Genomic DNA, 20,933 nt, shown 5'->3' with positions numbered 1-20,933 from the left:
AGCCTGATGGACGCGACACACGCCGCGCCGCGCCCGTTCCATCCTGCACCATGCCCCCTGACCTGTGCTGACATCCTCGGCAGATATCCTGCGTCGAGATTCTGTGTGCCCGTTCATCCCCCCTTGTGACGGAGGTCGGTTCTGTCGTGAGCACTGAACCTCCCGGTCGCCGGCCACGCGGCCTGCGCGGCCTGCGCAAACCCGCGAAGAAGAAGGGGGCCGCCGCGCCCCCGCCCGCCGAGCCCGCCGACGGCGCCGGGGCCCCCGAACCGTCAACCGAGAACAACAACAGCAGCATCATCAGCGCCGCCCTCTACCGGGACGGACACCGCGTCAGCACCCACGACACCCTCGCCGACGCCTTCCGCCAGCAGCGTGCCACCGCCGACACCCTGGCCTGGATCGGACTGCACCGCCCCACCCCTTCCGAACTGGTCACCCTCGCCTCGGAGTTCGACCTCCATCCGCTCGCCGTCGAGGACGCCCTGGAGGCCCATCAGCGCCCCAAACTGGAGCGCTACGGCGGCACCCTCTTCGTCGTACTGCGCGCCGCGCGCTATCTGGACGACCCCGAAGAGGTCGACTTCGGCGAGCTGCACGTCTTCGTCGGCCGCGACTTCGTGATCACCGTCCGGCACGGCGGCGCCCCCGACGTGTCAGCAGTGCGCCGCCGCATGGAGGACACCCCCGAACTCCTCAAGCGCGGCCCCGAAGCGGTGCTCTACGCCATCCTCGACGCGGTCGTCGACGGCTATGCACCGGTCGTCGCCGGCGTCCAGAACGACATCGACGAGATCGAGACCGAGGTCTTCGGCGGCGACCCCGGGGTCTCCCGCCGCATCTACGAACTCTCCCGCGAGGTGGTGGAGTTCCAGCGCGCGACCCGCCCCCTCAACACCATGCTGGAGAGCCTCACCGCCGGCTTCGAGAAGTACGCGATCGACGCGGAGCTCCGCCGCTACCTGCGCGACGTGGCCGACCACGTGCTGCACACCACGGAGCGCGTGGACGGGTTCCGGCAGGCCCTGCAGGACATCCTCACCGTCAACGCGACGCTGGTGAACCAGCAGCAGAACGCCGAGATGCGCGCCCTGGCGGAGGCCGGCTTCGAACAGAACGAGGAGATCAAGAAGATCTCTTCTTGGGCGGCGATCCTGTTCGCCCCCACACTGGTGGGGACCATCTACGGGATGAACTTCGAGCGGATGCCGGAGCTGGGGTGGGCGTTCGGGTACCCGTTCGCGATTCTGCTGATGGGTGTGGTGTGCGTGAGTCTGTACTTCGTCTTCAAGCGGAGGGATTGGCTGTAACGGGGGATCGGGAGGCTTGATCGACTTCGGGTACGAGAAGGGCTCTCAGCACTCCGTCGAGCCTCCCGGGGCGCGGCACCGCGCCAGCGTCGGGTGACATGGCGTCAACGGACCCAAGGGGAGGGGAAGGTGCGTCGCATCTGTCGGATGACCGGACGCGGTGGGCGGGTGGACGGCGGGCCGGTGCCCGCGGTGCTGCCCCCCTTGCTGCGCGCGTGGCTCGGGCTGATTGCGGCCCTCGCCTCGCTGGTGGTCGTCGTGCTCGGGGTCCTGTATGCCGACGCCGGCGAGCCCGGCGCGGTGGACGCGCGGATCTGGGCGGCGGTGGACGGTGTGGGGCCGGCGTGGCGGTATGTCGCCCTGGCGACGGACTTCTTGGGGGAGCCCTTGGGAGCTGCGGTGCTGGTCGTGGCCGCCGTGACGGGCTGCGTGCTGCTTCGGCGCCCTCGCGCGGCGGTGCTCCTCGTCGCCGGTGCCGGCATGGCCGTGGGGACGGCGACACTGCTCAAGCACCTGGTGGGACGCACCATCCACGGCGACGACAACCTGTCCTACCCGAGCGGGCACACCGCCTTCCTCACCGCGCTCGCCCTCATGGTGGCGCTGCTCGTGACGGGCCGGTTCGGCCTCGGCAGGACGGCCGGTACGTCCCTCGTGCTCGCCGCGGCGCTGGTTGCCGGCGCCGTCATGGGCTGGGCGCAGGTCACCCTCGGCGCGCACTATCCGACCGACGTCCTGGGCGGGTGGTGCACCGCGCTGGCGGTGGTGCCGGCGACCGCGTGGCTGGTCGACCGGACGGCCGACCGGCTGACCGATCGGTTGTCCGGCGCCGGTCGGCGGGGGTGCCGCTGACGTCACACCAGGCGCCGGAGCAGCACTGACGTCACCTCACGTCACCTTCACGTCAAGCGCCGGAGCACCATCGGCGTCGCCTCACGCCAAGCGGCGGAACACCGGCTTCACCGGTCGGCCGGCCAGCCAGGGTGTGGGGTCCCCGGCATCCAGCGCCTTTCGGTACACCGCGCACGCCTCCCCCACCACCTCGACGGTGCGGTCGATGTCGGCGTCGTCGAGCGCGCTGCTCACCACGAACGACGGGGCCAGCACTCCGCCCGCGAGGAGCCGGCGCAGGAACAGGGTGCGGTACTGCTGCGACGGCCGCCCGCTCTCGTCGAGGGTGGCGAAGACCAGGTTGCTGGCCCGGCCCCGGACGACGACGTGGTCGCCGACGCCCATGCCCGCCGCGGCCTCGCGGACACCGGCGGCCAGCCGCTCGCCGAGGGTGTGCAGCCGCGCGGTGACGCCCTCCTCGACGTAGGTGCTCTGCACCGCCATCGCGGCCGCCAGTGAGTGCGTTTCCGCGCCGTGCGTGGTGGACAGCAGGAACACCCGGTCGTGGGAGTGGCGCAGCCCGCCTCGCTCCATCAGCTCGCGGCGCCCGGCCAGCGCGGAGACGGCGAACCCGTTGCCCAGCGCCTTGCCGAACGTGGAGAGGTCGGGGACGACGCCGTACAGGCCCTGGGCGCCCGCCTCGGACCACCGGAAGCCGGTGATCATCTCGTCGAAGACCAGTACGCAGCCGTGCCGGTCGGCCAGCTCGCGCAGGCCGGCGAGGTATCCGGGCGGGGGCTCGCAGTGGGTGGCGGGTTCGAGGATCAGGCAGGCGACCTGGTCCTGGTAGCGGGTCAGGAGCTCCTCCGTGGCGGACAGGTCCCCGTACGGGAAAGTCACGGTGAGGTCGTTGGTCGTCGTCGGAATGCCGGCGGACATCGGTGTGGTGCCGATGAACCAGTCGTCGACGGAGAAGAACGGATGGTCGGCGCAGAGGGCCACCCGTGGGCGCCCGGTGACGGCGCGGGCGAGGCGCACCGCGGCGGTGGTGGCGTCGGAGCCGTTCTTCGCGAACTTGACCATCTCGGCGGTCGGCACCGTGGCCAGGAAGCGTTCCGCGGCCTCGGCCTCCACGATGGACGGCCGGACGAAGTTGCTGCCGCGGTCGAGTTCCCGTCGCACCGCCTCGAGCACGCGTGGGTGGGCGTGGCCGAGGCTGACCGACCGCAGACCGGAGCCGTACTCGATGTAGCGGTTGCCGTCGATGTCCCACACGTGGGCACCGCGGCCGTGGCTGATGACCGGGGCCAGGTCCTCGGGGTACTGGTCGTCGCCCTTGGCGTAGGTGTGTGCGCCGCCGGGAATCAGGGCGTGCAGCCGTTCGTTCGCCGCCCGCGACCGGGGCAGGCTGACCTCTTCGGTGTCCACGGCGACTTCAGCTCTCCTTCTGCTTCAGGACCTCGGCGAGGCTCGGCGCCCTCCGGTCCCGCTCGGACATCGATGTGGGCACAAGCGGCCAGGGAACGGCGAGCTCCGGGTCGTCGAAGGCGATCGTCACGTCCTCGGCCGGATCGTGCGGGCGGTCGATCCGGTACGAGGTGTCGGCGGTTTCGGTCAGCGCCTGGAAGCCGTGGGCGCATCCCGCCGGGATGTACAGGGTCGTCTGTGTCTCGCCGGACAGCTCGAAGGAGGCCATGTTGCGGTAGGTCGGTGAGCCGGGCCGCAGGTCGACGACGACGTCGAAGATCTTCCCGTACGAGCAGCGCACCAGCTTGGCCTCGCCGGCGCCGGAGCGCAGATGGAGGCCGCGCAGCACGCCCCGGGCCGAGCGGGACAGGCTGTCCTGGATGAAGGCGTTCGGGTCGATGCCCACCGAGCGGACCACGTCGGCGTCGAAGGTGCGGCAGAAGAAGCCGCGTTCATCGGCGTACGGGGTCGGCTCGAAGAGGTATGCGCCGTCGATCGCCGGGACTGCGGTCGCTTTCATGGAGCCTCCCGGATGGTGTGGGCGTGGGCCTGGGTGGTCGCCGGGAACAGGGCCGCGGTCAACTCGGTGAACTGGTCCTCGAGGCGCCGGGCGGCCACCGCGTTCCGCTCGTCGAGAGTCCGCCGCAGCTCCGCCGATCGCCGCTCCAGCGCCCGGAACTGTACGAGCAGCCGGTCGGCGTCGACCTCGCGGGCCGGGTGGCAGTACGCGGCGAGGCCCATCTGGGCCATGAGCGCGTCGCTCTTGGCCGCATAGCTGAGTGCGAGCGTGGGCACGCCGACCTTCAGCGCGCAGATCAGGTTGTGGTAGCGGGTCGCCACCACGGTGTCGGCAGCCGCCATCTCCTTCATCAGGTCGGCCAGCGAGGCCGTCTCGGCGGCGGTGACCAGCGGCGAGTCCACCGCGTCGAGGATCGCGGCGACCACCGGCGCATCGCACTCGTCGCCGGTGAGCAGCCGGACCGGCCTGCCGTCCTCGGCCAGCGCGCGGACGAAGCGGGTCGTCCCGTCGAGGTAGCGCCGGTGGATCTCCTCGGCCCGGGCGCGGTCGTCGTTGCCGCCGTGGAAGGCCATGACACCGACGCAGACCGGGCCCGGCGGACTCGGAACAGGCGCTGAGGGCGCTTCCCCAAGCTCTCCGACAAGCTCCGAGCCGGGGATGTCCCGTTTCCGCGGCGCCGGCAGGGCGAAGGCCAGGTCCGGGTGGACGGCGTCGCGCGCGGTGTCCACGCCCATCTCCCGCATCGCGTCGCGGGATGGCGCGTCCCGGTACGAGCGGTACGCGGCCAGCCGCGCCGACCAGCGCACCAGGGACCGGGTCGGCCGGTTGCCGATCGGGGCGGCGCCGACGCCGACCAGCGCGACCCGGGTGCCGAACAGCCGGCCGGATGCGCAGAGCAGGAACAGCGCGTACGGGAAGCCCCACGGCCGCAGCGGCAGCGTGGCCTCCAGGACGCCCATGCCCGGCACGATCACCACGTCGTGCCGGCGCACCCAGGCGGCGGTCCGGGCGGCGTCGACGAGTTTGCCGAGGGCCTTCGCCGCGATCGCGCCCGCGCGCGACGCGGTCCGGTACTCCCCTCGGTACCAGTGCAGCCGCGTCGCGGGGATCCCGTACCGGGCCGCGACGGCCTCGGGGCCTCCGCACAGCGCGTCCACGACCGCCTCCGGGTGCTCCGCGCGGAGGTAGCCGAGCACGGCCTCCAGCGACCCGTCGTTGCCGAGGTTGCCGGAGCCGAGCAGGCCGAACACCCCGACGCGTACCGGAGTTGTCATGTCTGCCGCCCCTCGCGGCCGGCGACGAGGGCGTCGACGGAGACGGTGAGCTTCGCCGGGTCGACCGGGGCGCGGTCCTCGACGCGCTCGCCGGCGCCCGGCCGCACCCGGCTGGTCATCCACGCGGCCAAGTGGCGGTAGCAGGCCCGCCGGTCGGCCGCGGAGAGCGGCGCCCGCCGAATGGCCGAGGCGAAGCCCCAGACGTACTCGGCGAGCAGCCGCGGCGTCGGGTGCAGCGGGCCCGCCCGGCGCGGGTCGAGGTTGACGCACCGGGAGCGCTTGGAAGGGTTCGCCCGCTCGGCGCGGGTGGGGTGGTCGCGGCGGAAGTACAACAGCTCCGGCACCTGATGGAAGGGACCGTGCAGGACGATCTCGGCGACGAACGTCCGGTCGGCGTGGTGGTAGCTGTCGTGCGGCTTCACCCGGCGCAGCATCTCGGCGCGCATCACCCCGTAGAAGTCGTCGCCACCGGGTTCGAACAGGAAACTGCGGAGGCGCTCCGGTGCGTGCGGCGAGGCGGTGGCGAGCCCGTACTCGTACGGGACCTTCACCTGCCCTTCGCCGTCGATGACCGCCTGGTCGGAGTGCGCGAGGACCACGTCCGGCCGCTCGTCCAGCGCCTCCACGCAGCGCCGCAGCAGGTCCCTGGCGTAGAGGTCGTCGTGCGAGGCCCACTTGAACAGCTCGCCGCGGCACTGGGTGAACACGTAGTTGTGGTTGGGTGCGGCCCCGATGTTCCGGAGCAGCCGGACGTACCGGATGCGGGAGTCCTGAGCGGCGTACTTGCGGCAGATGTCCTCGGTGCCGTCGGTGGAGGCGTTGTCGGAGACGACCAGCTCGAAGTCCTCGTAGGTCTGGCCGAGCAGGGCGTCGAGTGATTCGGCCAAGTACTCCTCGCCGTTGTACACGGGCAGGCCGATGCTCAGCCGGGGATGGGCGGTCATGACGTCCTCACTTCAGGGATGGGTTCTTTCAGGCGCTCGCGCAGGGCGGACCGCAACTGGAGCCACCACACCGCCGAGCCAGCGAGGGTGGCGGCGGCGACCCCCCAGGCCGAGCCGACCGGGCCGGCCAGGGCCGCCCCGCCGAGCCCGCCCGCGACGTAGCAGGCGGAGGCGAACAGCTGGCAGCGCAGGCTGCGCCGGGCCGCGGCGAGCGCGCGCAGCCCCGCCGCCGCGCCGGTGCCGAGGCCGGCGCCCGCGACGCCGAGGGTCACCGGCACGATGAGCTGTGCGGCGGAGTGCCAGACGTCGCCGAGCACGAGCTCGCCGAGCCGGTCCGGGATCAGCAGCAGCGCCCCGCCCCAGAGCAGCGCGGCGACGGCCTGCCCGCCGCCCAGCAGGAGGCAGAACGTGCCGAGGCGGTGCGGGGCCCGCCGCAGCACCCGCGCCGCCTCCGCGACCGTGACCAGCGACAGACCCATCAGCACGGCGAGGAACGGGCCGAGCAGGAGCTCGGCGCCCCGGACCGCACCCACCGCGCCGACCCCGGCGATCGCGCCGAGCCCGTACGCCCGCAGCTGGCTCGCGCCGCTGAGGCTGACGTTCTCGACCAGGTACCGGTAGCCGAGGTCGCGTTGCTCGCGCAGCCACGCGCGTGCCCGGGCCGTCCGGGGCAGGATGCCGGACTGGACGTAGCCGTACCCCGCGGCCACCGCGGCGGAGGCGCCCCAGGCGAGCACGAAGGCGGCCACGCTGCCCACGCGGGCCGCCACGACCATGGCCGGGACGAGGGCGACGCCCCACACGACGTCGTTCACGAACGCCTTCCGCCCGGCGCCGGCGGCGAAGAAGGCGTACCGCCAGGCGTCCTGGAGCAACAGCCCCGGCAGCATGACACCGAGGCAGGCGAACGCGGGCCCCACGCGCCCGCCGAGCGCGAGGCCGACCACCAGACACGCCGCGCCGATGGCGGCACCGACGCCGAGCGCGGTACCCGACGACCGGGCCACCGCCCCGCGCCAGGACGCGTCCGGCACGCCGCTGAAGCGCACCACGAGCGGATCGGTGGCCAGCCCCCGGGAGACGTTGAGCACCACGCCGTACGTCACCCAGGCCAGGCTGAACACGCCGAACGCGGTCACCCCCAGCGAGCGCGCCACATAGATCCCCACCGCGAAGTTGCTGATGCTGGAGGCCGCCTGGTCGGCCAGCCCCCAGGACAGCCGGCCGACGAAGGCCCGCCGGACGGATCCGGCCGGTGCCGTCGCCTTCTCCCCCTCGGTGGTCATCGGCGTCATGCCTTGATCAGCCCGGCGCCGTGCAGGGCACCGGCCGCGGCGGCGACGGTGTCGAACGGCAGGCCGGACCGCTCGGCGACGTCCAGCAGACCGTGCTCGCCGTCGGAGAGGCTGAGCACCCAGAGCATGGCCATCTGGGCCTGCCTGGCGTCGCTGCGGCCGCCGAGCGAGTCGTACAACCCACGCCGGCCCAGCTGCGGTTCGCCGTAGGGACTGAGGTTGACGTACCGCCGGTTGCGGTCCAGCACGGCGAATGCCTCGCGGCAGACGGCGAGGGTGTCCGCCATCGCCTCCGGGGAGACGAAGTCCAGGTTGTCCGCCGAGGTGTGGTACTCGGGGTAGCCGGCGTACGGGGTCCGGGTGAGCGAGCCCACCCCGAGATCGAACCCGGGCGAGCAGAACTGCCGCTCGTCGTAGCCGTACGGAGTGAACTCGGCGACGCGGTGCGGACGTTCGGAGGCGGCGAGGACGTGCCGCAGCACGCGGTCGATCTCCGCGTCGCCTCGCCTGCTCTGCTTGTACGTCAGTTGGCCCGGGTCCCCGGCGCAGGCCAGCACGAGCCCGTGCTTGACCCGGTCCACCCGCTCCGCGTTGCGGGCCAGCCAGGTGATCGCCCCGATGGTGCCGGGCGCGAACAGGAACCGGTAGGTGTAGTACGGCGTTTCCTGTGCCAGCGCACGGGCCAGGAACGTCGCCACCGCGATACCGGCCAGGTTGTCGTTGGCCAGCGACGGGTGGCAGACGTGGCAGGAGACGATCACCTCGTCGGGGACCTGCCCGGGCACGACGTGCTCGGCGTAGGTGAGATGGCCGTCCGCGAGAGTGGAGTCGATGCGCACCTCGTACTCGCCGTCCGGCAGCGCGTCCAGGGTCTCCTGGGCCAGGCAGAATCCCCATTCCGGCTGGTAGTAGCTGGTGCGGTACGGCACCCACGTCGGGTGGTCGGGAAGGGTGTGGAGGTGTTCGCGCAGCTCGGCGAGCGGCATGGTCCGCGACACCGGCACGCTGTAGCCGAGCACGTGCAGGCTGGACGCGGCGAAGTCGACGACCCGGTTGCCGGCGGTGTCGGCGACGTAGGCGTCGCGGATGTTCCACTCCTGCGGCACCGTCCAGTCGAGCACCTGCGTCCCGGTCGGTACCTCGTGCACCCGCAGCGGGACGTACTCGCCGACGATCTCCAGGGTGGCGCGCACACCGTCGCCGGTGATGCTCCGGCAGAGCGGGTACAGCCGCTCCACCAGCGCGTACATCTCTTCGCCGGGCGTGGTCATCGGCGCCGCCGCAGGGTGTCGTCGACGGTGCCGGCGTCGGACGCCGCGCGCAGCACGGCGAGGCGGGTGAAGCGTCGCTCGAAGTCCTCCCGGGTCAGGTCGAACTTCCGGTAGGCGTCGGCGAGTTCGAGCGCGCCCTGCTTCACCGTCCATTCGCAGTCGAAGCCGGGGATCGCATCGCGGAACCGGGAGAAGTCCACCCGGTACGACCGCGGATCGGCACCGGTCTCCCCCGTGATCACCACCTTCGCGCCGGACACCGCCTCGGCGACCTGTTCGGCGATCTCGGCGACCGTGACGTTGTTGGTCTCGCTGCCGATGTTGAACGCCCGGTCGTGCACCGCTTCGCGCGGCGCGGTCAGCGCGGCCGTGAAGGCCCGTGCGATGTCGGCGGCGTGCACCAGCGGGCGCCAGGGGGTGCCGTCGGAGAGCACCAGCACCTCGCCGGACAGCAGGGCGTGGCCCACCAGGTTGTTCAGCACGATGTCGGCGCGCAGCCGGGGCGAGTGGCCGAAGGCGGTGGCGTTGCGCATGAACACCGGGGTGAAGTCGCCGTCGGCCAGTGCGTGCAGGTCGTCCTCCACCCGCACCTTGGACTCCGCGTACGGCGTCACGGGGCGCAACGGGGCGTCCTCGCCGACGAGTTCGTCGCCGCCCGCCGCGCCGTAGACCGAGCAGGTGGACGCGTAGAGGAACCGCTTCACACCGGCGTCGCGGGCCAGTCGGGCGAGGTGGACGGAGGCGTGGTGGTTGATGTCGTAGGTGAGCTGCGGCGCGAGCGATCCGAGCGGGTCGTTGGAGAGCGCGGCGAGGTGGATCACGGCGTCCACCCCGGCCACGTGCTCGGCGGTGACGTCACGCAGGTCGACGCGGTGCCCCTGCGGGTCGGCGGGTGCCGGGCCGAGGACGCAGTCGGCGAACAGGCCGGAGTCGAGGCCGACGACGTCGTGTCCCGCGGCCTTGAGGACCGGGGCCATCACGGTGCCCAGGTAGCCCTGGTGTCCGGTCAGCAGTACGCGCAAGGTTCATTCCCCCAGATTGGAAGTGCCCGGGGCGAAAGCGCCCAGGTCGAGCGTGAGTTTGGTGACGGCGAACGCCTCGGCGTAGCGGGCGTGGCATTCGATGCCGCGGATCCGGGCGAGACCCAGGAAGGCCTCGCGGTCGTACCAGGGCCGGTGCCGTTGCGAGGGGTAGTGCTCCTGCAGCAGCCGTACCTTCTGTTCGGCGATCTCGGGGGACAGCGGCTGGTACGCGGCCATCCGGCCGAGGTCGCCGTCCCACTTGACGATCTCGTAGCCGAGCACGAGGTGGTCGCGGAACGCGGTGGGGATCAGCTGCGCGAGGCCCCGGTGGTCCTGGTGCGCGTCGTCGGTGCGCGGGGCCAGGATCAGGTCCGGGTCGGCCTGTGCGCGCAGGTCCTCGACGGCGGCCTTGGCCTCGTCCCAGTGCACGGGCATCCGGCCGTCCGCCAGTTTGAGCACGGTCAGGCGCAGGTCGGCGCCGGGGCAGAAGGCCGCGAGGGCGGCCTTCTCCTCCTGCTCGCGCTCGGTGCCGCCACCGGACAGCACCAGGGCGTCGACGCGGAGTCCCGGCCGTGCGCGGCACAGCGTCAGCAGCGTGCCGCCGGCACCGATGGCGATGTCGTCGCAGTGCGCGCCCACCGCGACGATCCGGTTCAGGGGGCCGGCCCCGAGCCGGATCACGCGCTCACCCCGGCGCCGTCCCGCTCCCACACGGCCCACGGGCGCTCGCCCCGGGCGTAGGCGGCGTCGAGCGCGGCCCGTTCCTTCACGGTGTCGGTCGGCTTCCAGAAGCCGCGGTGCTGATGTGCCACGAGCCTTCCCTGCTTGGCGAGTTGGGCGCAGCCGTCGGCGACGAGGTCACCGTTCTCAGGTATGTGGTCGAAGACTTCCTGGCGGAGCACGAAGTAGCCGCCGTTCTCCCACAGCGGCAGTTCGCTCACCGCGGTGATCCCGCCGACCAGGCCGTCCTCGCCCAACTCGACGCAGTGGAAGGACGATTGGGGCGGCACGACCATCATTGACGCACCGGCGTCACGCTGCTCGAACCGGTCGATCATCTCGGGCAGCGGGGCGTCGGTGAGCACGTCGGCGTAGTTGGCGAGGAACATCTCGTCGCCGTCGAGGTGATGGCGCACCCGGCGCAGGCGCTCCCCGATCGGCGACTCGATGCCGGTCTGGGCGAACGTGATCGTCCAGTCCGATATGTCGGTCGACAACAGCTCGGTGCGGCCGCCGCGCAGGACGAAGTCGTTGGACGTCGTCTCCTCGTAGTGGAGGAAGAAGTCCTTGATGTGGTGGGCGCCGTAGCCGAGGCACAGGATGAACTCGGTGTGCCCGAAGTGCGCGTAGTAGCGCATGACGTGCCAGATCAGCGGCCTGGGGCCGACCATCGCCATCGGCTTGGGCACGTCGTCCGCGGCGCCGCTGCGCATCCGCATCCCGTAGCCGCCGCAGAACAGAACCACCTTCATGCTGTGACCTCTTTCACGACGTGACCTCGACGATGCTCAGTTCCGGGATGGGAAAGACGAGACGGCCGCCCCACTCGTGGACGTACGACAGCTGCTCGACCAGTTCGGTCCGCAGGTTCCACGGCAGGACGAGGACGTAGTCCGGCCGATCGGCGGCGATCTGTTCGGGCGCCAGGATCGGGATGCGGGTGCCGGGGGTGAACCGGCCGTGCTTGTAGGGGTTCCGGTCGACCGTGTACGCGAGCAGGTCGGGCCGGATGCCGCAGTGGTTGAGCAGGGTGTTGCCCTTGCCGGGGGCGCCGTAGCCGACGACCGTCCTGCCCTGCTCGGCCGCCTCGACGAGGAACTTGAGCAGGTCGCGGCGGACCTTGGCGACCCGCGCGGAGAACTCGGTGTAGCCGGACAGCTCGCCGAGGCCCGCCGCCTTTTCGCGGTCCAGTACGTCGGCGACCGCCTGCGACGGCGCGCCTGCCACCTCGGCCGGCCGGGCCCACAGCCGGATGGAGCCGCCGTGGGTGGGCAGCAACTCGACGTCCACGAGCGCCAGTCCGCCGCTGGCGAGGGCCCGGATCGCGGAGGCGACCGTGTAGTACTGGAAGTGCTCGTGGTAGATCGTGTCGTACTGGTTGTCCTCGATCAGGGTCAGCAGGTGCTGCACCTCGATGGAGACCCAGCCGTCGTCGGCGACCAGGGCGCGCAGCCCCTGGGTGAACCCGACCACGTCGGGGATGTGCGCGTACACGTTGTTGGCCACGACCAGGTCCGCCGGGCCGTGCTCGGCGCGGACGGCCGAGCCGGTGTCCGGGCTCAGGAACTCCGTGAGCGTGGGCACACCCGCGTCGCGTGCCGCGGCGCCGACGTTCACCGACGGCTCGATGCCCAGGCAGCGGATCCCCCGGTCCACCACGTGCCTGAGCAGATACCCGTCGTTGCTCGCGACCTCGACCACGAAGGAGTCGGGGCCGAGACCCACCCGCTGTACGGCGTCGGCGACGAAGGTGCGTGCGTGCTCCACCCAGGAGGTCGAGTACGAGGAGAAGTACGCGTACTCCTTGAACGTCTCCTCCGGCGTGATCAGCGGAGGGATCTGCGCCAGCCAGCAGTCGGTGCAGACCCGCAGGTGCAGCGGGTACGCGGGCTCCGGCTCGTCCAGTTGGTCCGCGGCGAGAAAGCTCTCACACGGCGGGGTCGCCCCCAGATCGACGACGCTCGCCAGCGTCGCCGAGCCGCAGAGTCGGCAACTTGTCATTTACTGCCCCCCATTGATTGGTTCCCCCAGTGATTCCGTCCGCACCGCGATCGCGGTGCGGTACCCCTCCACCAGGCGCTCCAGGCCGACGGCCGGACTGAAGCCCTGCTCGTAACGGCGCCGGGCCGCCTGGCCCATCTCCCGGTTGCGGGCCGGCTCGGCCGCGATCCGGCGTATGCAGGACGCGAGCGAGGCGGGCTCGCCCGGCCGGTGCAGCAGCCCGGTGACGCCGTCCTCGACGAGTTCGACGAAGGCGCCGTGACCGGCGGCGACGGTCGGCACTCCAGCCGCCATCGCCTCCACGACCACCAGGCCGAACGCCTCCAGCCACGTCGAGGGCGCCACCACGGCGACCGACCGCGCGATGGCCTTCTGGCACTGCGCCGTGTCGTACAGGCCGACGTAGCGCACGTCGCCCCGCCCGGCCGCCCAGGCGGTCACCTCCCGCTCCAGCGGCCCCGTGCCGGCGAGCACGAGCGGCACGCCCACACCGCCGCCCGCTGCGATCTCGTCCCATGCGGCCATGAGCAGCCGCACGCCCTTGGCCTCCGCGAGCCGGCCGAGATAGAGCAGGTGCTCGCCGGCGCCCGCCCGGCGGGCGTCCGGGTCGGGCACGAAGTTGTGCTTCACCGCCAGCCGCTCGGCCGGCATGCCGGCCCCCACCAGGACGTCGCGCTGCGCCGCGGAGATGCAGAAGAACCGCTCCACGCCGGACCACCACCGCCGCCGGTTGACCGACAGGCTGACCGCGAGCGGCACCGTCGCAAGACGGGAGTTGCGGTAGCAGCCGTGCCGGACGGCGGGCAGCGGCGCCGTTCCGACGCACTCGGTGCACGGCCGGCCGTCGCGCTGCAGCGTGCCGGGTGGGCAGACCTGGGTGTAGTTGTGCAGCGTGGCGACGGCGGGCACGCCGGCGTCGGCGCAGGCGGCCAGCACCGCGGGCGACAGCAGCGGGAAGACGTTGTGGACGTGGACCACGTCCGGTCGCTCGGTGCGAAGCCGGGCGGCCAGCTCCTTGCGGACCGCCGGGTTCCACGGCACGAGCAGCGGCACCGCGGCCTTGGCGAGCAGGGACCGGCCGGCGATGGTGTCGCTGCGCCGCTCGAACACCTCGACCCGGTGGCCGGCCCCGCGCAGCAGCGCCACCTCCTGGTCGACGACCTTGTTCTCCCCGCTCGGCTGCGCCGAGGCGTAGCGGTTGTGCACCACGAGGACGTGCATGCTCAGGTCACCTCCGTTTTCCGGGCCCAGCGCGGGATGCGTCGTCGGGGGACCTCGGGCGTCGAGAGTCGGGGGACGTCGGGCGTCGCGAGGGGCGGGGCCGCGGCGGGCGCCGTCAACAGCGAGGCGGCCACGGCCAGATGCAGCAGATAGGGCGAGGCGTCGCCCAGCCCGGCCTCGGTGTACGACGCGATCGCGCAGTAGCTGATCAGGAAGATCGCACAGGCCCTCGGCAGCGACGGTGGCCGCAGCAACGCGACACCGCCGAGGACGATGATGATCGCCGCCACCAGGGCGATGCCGATCAGGCCCTGCTCCTGGTAGACGGCCAGCCAGCTGTTGTCGATCGGCAGCCCGCCGAACGACTTGTCGCCCAGGCCCACGCCGAACAGTTGCTCCGAGGTCGTCCGGGGGGCGGCCAGCAGGGCGTCCCAGACCTTTTGCCGACCGGTGAGGCTGGTCAGGTACTCCTGGCTCTGCCCGCGCAGGAACCACGCCCGTAGCGCGGAGCCGAACCCCACCGCGGCCACGGCGGCGCACAGCACCGCCCAGGTGAAGAACCGGCGGGCGGCGGCGCTGGTCAGAACGAGCGAGCCGATCGCCAACGCCAGCCCGATGAGCAGGCCGAGCGTGGCCGTGCGGGTATGGGTCAACGCGAGCAGGACGAGCGAGGGCACGATGACGACCGCCGCGCCGGCCCTGTCGGTCCGGCGGCCCAGTACGAGCAGCACGGTGAGCCCGCTGATCACCGCCGCGTACTGTCCGATCTGCGGCGGGGTGAGCGGCCACAACGCGCCGACCAGCCGCCCGCCGTAGAGCTCGGGCATGGCCGCGCCCGGTGAGACGACCGCGCCGGCGGCGACCGACCCGAGCACCGCGAAGTACATCCGGATGTGGTGCCGGACGAACGTCGGGCTGCCGTCCCACCAGCGGCTGAGCAGCCACAGCGTGCCGATGAAGAGAGCCAGCCGGGCGCAGCGGAACAGCGCGCCGAACCCGGACTCCAGGTGCACGCTGGAGATCACGCTCGGCACCAGCAGCAGGGTGAGCAGGAAGACGAAGGCGCTGGCCCGGATGCGCAGCCGGGCATTGAGCGCGAGCGCCAGCGCGAACGCGGCGACCAGCGCGCCCATGGTGACCAACTGGATGAGGGAGCGGGGCAGCGGGATGATGGTCTTCGCCCCGGCGGAGCCGAGCGTGTTGAGGACCAGCAGCCCCCAGACGACTCCGACGGTCTTCGGTGTGGCGGCAAGGCGCGGTTCGCCGCCGGACCGCGTGCCCGTCGTGTCCGGTCCGCCCGGCAGCCCACCGCGCCGCAGGTCCCCGCCCATCTCAACCACCGGCCCGTGGGTCGAGGGTGCTGCCCGCGTCCTGCCGGTAGGGCGTGGCCTGCCACTGCCCGAAGTCCAGCACCCGGCTCGGGTCGTGGGCGACGAACTTCCACGGCCCGAGGTAGACGTTGTCGTGCCAGCGGTTGTGCTGCTCGTGGGTGATCGCCTCGGCCACCCGCTCGCCCTGGTACGGCGACCAGTCCGGATAGGTGCCGTAGTTGGCCAGCACCGCCATGCGGTCGCACTTCACCGTGCACTCGACGACGGACTTGTCCAGCACGAAGCGGTTGTCGTGGATGTCCACCCGCTGGGTCTTCCACCGGCAGTCGGCGTAGCGCGGTGCGGTGGCGATCGCCGGCCGCGTGCAGCGGTCGGAGTGCCGCACCAGCAACGTGCAGTCGCCGGACGAGGTGTTGGCCGGGCTGTTGCAGAACCGGTCGGCGTTCTCCCACAGGGTGATTCCGGACCAGTTGTTCTCCAGCACGTTGCGGTAGATCTCGATCTTGTCCGTGCGGGCCTTGATCCGTGGTTCGCCGCCGGCCTCGGACAGGTAGACGGTCGCGAAGGGGAAGCTGTCGCCGCGGTCGGCGGACCCGCGGCCCTCGACCCAGTTGTTCCGCCGGATCGTGTTCTTCCGGACGACCGCGTTGTAGCTGGTCTCATAGATCAGTGCGGCACCGTCGTTGGCCTCCAGCACGTTGTTCTCGATGCGGAAGTCGTTGTTGTTGGTGTCCGCCCACAACCCGGCGCCGCGGTTGTCGTGCACCCAGTTGCCGCGTACGTCGGCGCCGTTGACGGCCCAGAACTTCACGCCCGCGGTGCAGCCGCAGCCCGGCCGCCGCCGCTCCCAGTCGGCGGTGTTGTTGGCCACGATCTCGTTGCCCTCGACCACCAGGTGGCTGAGGGGGCCACCGGCCTTGTACGCGTTCATTCCGTACTGCCCGTTGCCGCGCAGGCAGCTGGCGCGGACCCGTTGGCGGGCACCGGCCATCAGCCCGGCGCCGGAGTTGTACTGGATCGTCGCGTGCTCGATCACCCACCCGTCGGCCGAGTCGTGGTTGACCACGCCCTCGTTGTGCGGCGCGACGAAACGCTGCACGGTCAGGTAGCGGATGGTGACGTCGCGGGCGGTGCCGCCGAACGCGTACTGGTTGGTCTTCCCGCCGTCGAGCACCGCGCCCGGCGCGCCGAGGTAGCGGTCCCCCTTCTTGGGGACGACCTGGGAGTAGCGGTCCGGCTCGAGCCTGTGCCTGCCCGGTCGAAGCCAGAACGTGGTGTTCGGGGGGCTGCTCCGGGTCTTCGCGGCCAGGTCACCGACCACCGCGGGGTCGACCGTCACCGCACCCGCCGGCGCCTTCGCCGGCCCGGCTGCCGGCTTGGCGCACACCCGGGCCACGGACCGGGCCACGGACACGGAGGGTGCAACGGTCGGCTCCGCCGCCGGGGTGCCCGGCGTGCTCACACAGCCGGTCGCCAGCAGGGCGAGCGCCAGCGGTGCCACCGGCAACGCCCAGTGCCGTCTCTTGATCACCACGCGTCCCCCCTAGCCGCGGAACCTGAGGACGGTGGTGAACCCCTGCACGCCGTCGGCGCTGTGCTGTCCGAGGAGGGCGGTGCCGACCAGCGTGGTGGCGGGTTCCTTGCGCCCGAAGCCGGCGGAGTACCAGCCCAGCGGCGGGTCGCTCTCGCCGCGGTGCGCCCGCCAGGACAGCTCCCCGGGCAGGTCGAGCACCGCGGAGCGGTCCTCGCCGTCCCGGGTCCAGGTGAGCGCCGCCCGGTTGTCCACCAGGTCCGCGGTGATCGCCGGGCCGAGGTGGAACGCCAGGCGCACGGCCCCGCGATCGCCGCGCACCTCGTCGACCACCCGCAGCTCCTGGCTCTGGGCGGTCAGCTCCACCCGGCGGCGGTGCACGGAGCGCTGGTAACCGTCGTGCTCGGCACACCAGCGCGCCGTCCCCCCGTCGGAGGCGCCGGAGGTGTCCGCGATTAGGACGCGGCTGCGGGCATGCCGGGTCCACAGGAACGGGCCGCCGGAGACGGACTGGTCACGGCCGTCGAACTGCAGGGTGTTGTGGCCGAGGGTCGACCGGAAGTACTGCCGCCATTCGGGCTGCCCGTGGTAGCAGAACGTCCCCGGGTCGGCGAGCACGTCGACCCCGTCGTGCCGGACCTCCACGGACAGCGCGTCGGCGTGGGCGTGCGCGGCGATGGACAAGAACCCGTGCGGACCGCCGTCGCAGCGGCACCAGATCTCCGCCGTCCGTCCCCGACCGCGCAGGATGGTCATGCCTGCGTCGGCGAAGTGGCCCGGTCGGCTCGCCGGGCGGGTCACGGCCGGTGCGGTTGCCTGCTTCGCGTACGGCCGGATGAGCGCGGCAAGGAGCGGGGTGCGCACATCGGTGCCACCCGCCGCGGGCCACCAGGCGAGCCGGCCGAACACGGCGTCCCCGGTGGCCAGCAGCGAGGCCCAGCGGTCGGTGCCCGCGCCGTCCACGACCAGACCGTGCCCGTCGTCCGCGTCCCCCTGGCGCGGCGGCCGCAGCCGGCCGTCCACGACGGCCGCGAGCGCGTCGGTCATCCGCAGCAGCACCAGCCGGATCGACTCGGGTACCGGCACACCGGCGGCATCGGCCTCGGCCACCGCGGCCAGGCCGAGCTCCAGCACCAGTCCGTGGTACTCGGTGGCCAGCTCGCGGTTGAGGCCGGAGTCGAAGGTGTTGCCGCGCAGATGCCGCTCCAGCGACCGCAGCGCGCCGGCTCGCCAACGCGCCGAGGAGGGGAACCAGTCGAACGCGCAGGCCGCGGCGAACTGCCCGGCGGCCTCGGCGATGACGTGGTTGTTCGCCGAGGACCCCCGGCTGGGGAAGGCGACCAGCCAGCGCTGGTGGTGCCAGATCTGGTTGTGCGCCACCGGGTTGTCCTCGAACAGCCCGGCCACGCCCGGCCAGCCGTCGAGCAGCCGGCGGATCCACACCCAGGACAGCAGCCGGATCCCCAGCTCGATGCCGCTGATCCAGTGCACTCCGCGCAGCGGCGCGTTGGCCGCCCACCACGTCCGCAGGTGCTCGGCCACGCGCTCGGCGTACCGCTCGTCCCCGGTGATCGCGTAGGCGGCGGCGAGCACGGTGAGGTACTGATGCCGGGACGGCTCCCAGATCTGCTTGATGTCCCCGACCGCGTCCTCCTCGCGGTACGGCACGTCGAAGGCGTAGCCCCACGGAGCCCGGCGCCCGGTCTTCGGGTCGTACCACCAGTCCGGGTCGGCCAGGTCGTCTCGGACCACCCCGAAGAACTCGGCGTGCCCGGCCATCAGCCGGTCCGCCTCGGCGATGAGGCGCTTCGCGGCGTCCGGTGGCACCGCGTCGATCGTCCCGGCGGGCAGTACCGCGGTGAACCGGGCGCCGGTCACGCTCGGGCAGTCCGGCAGCGCCGACCGCCACCGCCGCCTGCGCACCGCGTCGCCCAGCCGGCCGCCGACCTCCCGCGGCCCCATCCGGGACAGCCGCCGCAAGTACCAGCCCGCGCTCATGGTCATCGCGTCCTCGCCAACGTCACCGGCGCGCCGCCGGCCAGGCCGACCTGCACGGCGAGGGTGGCCGCCGTGGTGGCGACCAGCGACTGAAGCGGCACCGGCATCGGCCCGCCGGTCCGCACGGCCTTGACGAACGCGGCCAGTTCGGCCTCCTGGCCCTTGTCCCGGGCCTTGGGCAGCCGCGAACTGACCCACCGCTTGCTGCTGTACACCGAGGCACGGACGAAGTCGTCGAGCCGCAGCACCTTGCCGTCCGCGACGAGGTCCAGCGTCTCCTTGGGGAAACCGGGCGCGCCGGTCGTCACATAGCTGATGGTGGCGGTGGACCCGTCCGGATAGCGCATGACGACCTGGAGGTCCTCGTTGCCGGACGTGGCGACCGCGTACACCGACACCGGGTCGGCGTCGAGCAGCCAGCTCGCCGTGTCGATGAAGTGTCCGCCCTCGCCGGCGAACCGCGAGCCCTCGGCGCCCTGCTGGAGGTACCAGCTGCCGTGCGCGAGGCGGCCCGCGTTGACCAGGTAGCGCAGGCTCGCCGGACCGGTCCGGGCGCCGAACCGCTTCCTGGCCTCCTGCAGCAGCGGCGCGAACCGGCGGTTGAAGCCCACCTGCAGCCGGTCGTTGCCGGACTCCTCCACCGCCGCGAGCACGCCGGCCAGCTCGTCCTCGGTGAGGGCCAGGGGCTTCTCCACGAACACCGTCTTGCCGGCGAGCAGCGCCTTCCGGGTCAGGTCGGCGTGCGAGCTGTGCCGGGTGACGACGAACACCGCGTCGATGGACTCGTCGCCGAGCACGGCGTCGAGATCGGTGGTCGCCTCGGCGAAGCCGAACTTCCGCTGCGCGTTGGCCGCGGACAGCGCCGTCGTGGTGACGACGGTCGACAACTCGACGCCGTCGCGCCGTGCCAGATGCGGCAGCAGCATCGACGTCGCGTAGTTCCCCGCGCCGACGAACGCGAGGCGCACCGGCGTCTTGGCGGCCCGGGCCGGCGTGGGCGCTTTGCCGCCGGATCGCTGCACCGCGGGCACGGCCACCGCCGGGGCCTTCGCTTCCCCTTCCTCAGCGTGCTCGGGGTACCGGAACAGCACGGCCACGGCCTTGAGTTCGCCGTCCTTCAGGCGCCGGTAGGTCTCGACGGCGTCGTCGAAGTCGGCGATGTGGGACACCAAGGGCTCCACGTCGACGCGGCCGCGGGCGACGAGGTCGAGGAAGCACGCCAGGTTGCGGCGCTCGGTCCAGCGCACATAGCCGATCGGGTAGTCCCGCCCCTCGATCTCGTACTCCGGGTCGTAGCGGCCGGGACCGTAGGAGCGGGAGAACCGGACGTCGAGTTCCTTCTCGTAGTACGCGTTCCACGGCAGGTCCAGGCGGCACTTGCCGATGTCGACGACCCGGCCGCGGTCCCGGCAGAGCCGGGCGGCCAGCTCGACGGGCTGATTGCTGCCGCCGCCCGCGGCCAGGTACACCTGGTCCACGCCGTGACCGCCGGTGAGTTCGGCGACGGCGGCCTCCACGGCCGCGGACGCGGGATCGCCGCAGGCCGCGGCGCCCAGCCGCTCGGCGAGCTCGCAGCGCACCGGGTCGGGGTCGGCCCCGACGACGCGGACCCCCGAGGCGGCGAGGAGCTGCACCACCAGCTGCCCGATCAGCCCGAGGCCGATGACCAGCGCCACGTCGCCGAGTTGCGGCTCGCCGCGGCGGACGCCCTGCATCGCGATCGACCCGACGGTGCCGAAGGCCGCGTGCCGCGGCGCGAGGCCGTCGGGGACCGGGGCGTAGAGGTTCTTCGGCACCCAGTTCAGCTCGGCGTGCAGCGCGTGCTCGTTGCCGGCACAGGCCACGAGGTCGCCGACCTTCACGTCGTCGATGCCGGCGCCGACCTGCTCGACCACCCCGCACAGCGAGTAGCCCAGCGGCGTGTAGGAGTCCAGCTTGCCCATCACCTTGCGGTAGGTGGCGGGCACCCCGTTGGTGGCCACGCTCTGCATGACCTTGGCCACCTGGTCGGGCCGGGAGCGGGCCTTGCCCAGCATCGACATACCGGCCTCGGAGACCTTCATGAGCTCGGTCCCGGTGGAGATCAGCGAGTAGGCGCTGCGGACCAGCACACCGCCCGGCTTGCACCCCGGCACCGGCACGTCGAGCACCGCCAGCTCACCGCTCTTGTAGTTCTGCACAACCTGTTTCACCGAAG

17 protein-coding genes are annotated in these 20,933 nt (G+C 72.2%); 2 read left to right on the top strand and 15 right to left on the bottom strand.

The genetic code is table 11. The features are described 5' to 3' along the window. The first annotated feature begins 146 nt into the window (after positions 1-146). Positions 147-1,310 carry a magnesium and cobalt transport protein CorA gene (locus AC0680_RS11125; protein ID WP_478626879.1) on the top strand — a complete coding sequence of 388 codons (1,164 nt, stop codon included), beginning with the start codon at positions 147-149 and terminating at the stop codon, positions 1,308-1,310. Positions 1,311-1,457: 147 nt separating this feature from the next. Continuing rightward, positions 1,458-2,162: a phosphatase PAP2 family protein gene (locus tag AC0680_RS11120; protein ID WP_478626877.1), complete on the top strand. Its 705-nt coding sequence runs from the start codon at positions 1,458-1,460 to the stop codon at positions 2,160-2,162. A gap of 81 nt (positions 2,163-2,243) precedes the next feature. Here the strand turns inward: AC0680_RS11120 and AC0680_RS11115 are convergent, their stop codons facing one another. From AC0680_RS11115 to AC0680_RS11045, 15 genes are read right to left on the bottom strand one after another with little or no spacing between them, the layout of a single operon-like run. After that, the gene (locus AC0680_RS11115; RefSeq protein WP_478626876.1) at positions 2,244-3,569 is read right to left on the bottom strand and encodes a glutamate-1-semialdehyde 2,1-aminomutase; all 1,326 of its coding nucleotides are present in this window, start codon (positions 3,567-3,569) and stop codon (positions 2,244-2,246) included. A gap of 7 nt (positions 3,570-3,576) precedes the next feature. Further along, positions 3,577-4,128, bottom strand: coding sequence for a dTDP-4-dehydrorhamnose 3,5-epimerase (gene rfbC / locus AC0680_RS11110; RefSeq protein ID WP_478626874.1), 552 nt, complete (start codon positions 4,126-4,128; stop codon positions 3,577-3,579). After that, positions 4,125-5,402 carry a polysaccharide pyruvyl transferase family protein gene (locus tag AC0680_RS11105; protein WP_478626873.1) on the bottom strand — a complete coding sequence of 426 codons (1,278 nt, stop codon included), beginning with the start codon at positions 5,400-5,402 and terminating at the stop codon, positions 4,125-4,127. Before AC0680_RS11105 ends, rfbC begins: the two co-directional genes overlap by 4 nt. Beyond that, positions 5,399-6,346 carry a glycosyltransferase family 2 protein gene (locus AC0680_RS11100; RefSeq protein ID WP_478626871.1) on the bottom strand — a complete coding sequence of 316 codons (948 nt, stop codon included), beginning with the start codon at positions 6,344-6,346 and terminating at the stop codon, positions 5,399-5,401. Before AC0680_RS11100 ends, AC0680_RS11105 begins: the two co-directional genes overlap by 4 nt. Further along, positions 6,343-7,632 carry a hypothetical protein gene (locus tag AC0680_RS11095; RefSeq protein ID WP_478627119.1) on the bottom strand — a complete coding sequence of 430 codons (1,290 nt, stop codon included), beginning with the start codon at positions 7,630-7,632 and terminating at the stop codon, positions 6,343-6,345. The genes AC0680_RS11100 and AC0680_RS11095 overlap by 4 nt, the downstream gene beginning before the upstream one ends. Before the next feature lie 5 nt (positions 7,633-7,637). Continuing rightward, positions 7,638-8,912, bottom strand: coding sequence for a DUF4910 domain-containing protein (locus tag AC0680_RS11090; RefSeq protein WP_478626870.1), 1,275 nt, complete (start codon positions 8,910-8,912; stop codon positions 7,638-7,640). Beyond that, positions 8,909-9,934: an NAD-dependent epimerase/dehydratase family protein gene (locus AC0680_RS11085; RefSeq protein ID WP_478626868.1), complete on the bottom strand. Its 1,026-nt coding sequence runs from the start codon at positions 9,932-9,934 to the stop codon at positions 8,909-8,911. Before AC0680_RS11085 ends, AC0680_RS11090 begins: the two co-directional genes overlap by 4 nt. 3 nt (positions 9,935-9,937) lie before the next feature. Beyond that, entirely contained in the window at positions 9,938-10,615 is a 678-nt protein-coding gene (locus tag AC0680_RS11080) for a PIG-L deacetylase family protein (RefSeq protein WP_478626867.1), read from the bottom strand. Then, positions 10,612-11,406, bottom strand: a complete 795-nt coding sequence (locus AC0680_RS11075; protein ID WP_478626866.1) for a sugar phosphate nucleotidyltransferase — start codon at positions 11,404-11,406, stop codon at positions 10,612-10,614. Before AC0680_RS11075 ends, AC0680_RS11080 begins: the two co-directional genes overlap by 4 nt. A 13-nt stretch (positions 11,407-11,419) precedes the next feature. After that, complete coding sequence (locus AC0680_RS11070) at positions 11,420-12,655, bottom strand: class I SAM-dependent methyltransferase (RefSeq protein WP_478626865.1); 1,236 nt, start codon at positions 12,653-12,655, stop codon at positions 11,420-11,422. Beyond that, positions 12,656-13,876 (bottom strand): glycosyltransferase, encoded by a 1,221-nt coding sequence (locus AC0680_RS11065; protein WP_478626864.1) that lies wholly within the window; start codon positions 13,874-13,876, stop codon positions 12,656-12,658. A gap of 2 nt (positions 13,877-13,878) precedes the next feature. Beyond that, positions 13,879-15,207 (bottom strand): O-antigen ligase domain-containing protein, encoded by a 1,329-nt coding sequence (locus AC0680_RS11060; RefSeq protein ID WP_478627117.1) that lies wholly within the window; start codon positions 15,205-15,207, stop codon positions 13,879-13,881. A gap of 1 nt (position 15,208) precedes the next feature. After that, entirely contained in the window at positions 15,209-16,741 is a 1,533-nt protein-coding gene (locus AC0680_RS11055) for a right-handed parallel beta-helix repeat-containing protein (RefSeq protein ID WP_478626863.1), read from the bottom strand. 9 nt (positions 16,742-16,750) lie between these two features. After that, positions 16,751-18,742, bottom strand: a complete 1,992-nt coding sequence (locus tag AC0680_RS11050; protein ID WP_478626862.1) for a heparinase II/III family protein — start codon at positions 18,740-18,742, stop codon at positions 16,751-16,753. Then, positions 18,739-20,928 carry a bi-domain-containing oxidoreductase gene (locus AC0680_RS11045; protein WP_478626860.1) on the bottom strand — a complete coding sequence of 730 codons (2,190 nt, stop codon included), beginning with the start codon at positions 20,926-20,928 and terminating at the stop codon, positions 18,739-18,741. The genes AC0680_RS11050 and AC0680_RS11045 overlap by 4 nt, the downstream gene beginning before the upstream one ends. Positions 20,929-20,933 lie beyond the last annotated feature (5 nt).

This window comes from Streptomyces sp. NPDC043738, from assembly GCF_056436545.1.
This window is presented reverse-complemented; position numbering and strand designations above follow the sequence as displayed.

Excerpts from the sequence above, each read along its gene's own strand:
- AC0680_RS11120 (WP_478626877.1), top strand. The coding sequence starts at position 1,458 with ATGACCGGACGCGGTGGGCGGGTGGACGGCGGGCCGGTGCCCGCGGTG.
- rfbC (WP_478626874.1), bottom strand. The coding sequence starts at position 4,128 with ATGAAAGCGACCGCAGTCCCGGCGATCGACGGCGCATACCTCTTCGAG.
- AC0680_RS11105 (WP_478626873.1), bottom strand. The coding sequence starts at position 5,402 with ATGACAACTCCGGTACGCGTCGGGGTGTTCGGCCTGCTCGGCTCCGGC.
- AC0680_RS11100 (WP_478626871.1), bottom strand. The coding sequence starts at position 6,346 with ATGACCGCCCATCCCCGGCTGAGCATCGGCCTGCCCGTGTACAACGGC.
- AC0680_RS11095 (WP_478627119.1), bottom strand. The coding sequence starts at position 7,632 with ATGACCACCGAGGGGGAGAAGGCGACGGCACCGGCCGGATCCGTCCGG.
- AC0680_RS11090 (WP_478626870.1), bottom strand. The coding sequence starts at position 8,912 with ATGACCACGCCCGGCGAAGAGATGTACGCGCTGGTGGAGCGGCTGTAC.
- AC0680_RS11075 (WP_478626866.1), bottom strand. The coding sequence starts at position 11,406 with ATGAAGGTGGTTCTGTTCTGCGGCGGCTACGGGATGCGGATGCGCAGC.
- AC0680_RS11070 (WP_478626865.1), bottom strand. The coding sequence starts at position 12,655 with ATGACAAGTTGCCGACTCTGCGGCTCGGCGACGCTGGCGAGCGTCGTC.
- AC0680_RS11065 (WP_478626864.1), bottom strand. The coding sequence starts at position 13,876 with ATGCACGTCCTCGTGGTGCACAACCGCTACGCCTCGGCGCAGCCGAGC.
- AC0680_RS11060 (WP_478627117.1), bottom strand. The coding sequence starts at position 15,207 with ATGGGCGGGGACCTGCGGCGCGGTGGGCTGCCGGGCGGACCGGACACG.
- AC0680_RS11050 (WP_478626862.1), bottom strand. The coding sequence starts at position 18,742 with ATGACCATGAGCGCGGGCTGGTACTTGCGGCGGCTGTCCCGGATGGGG.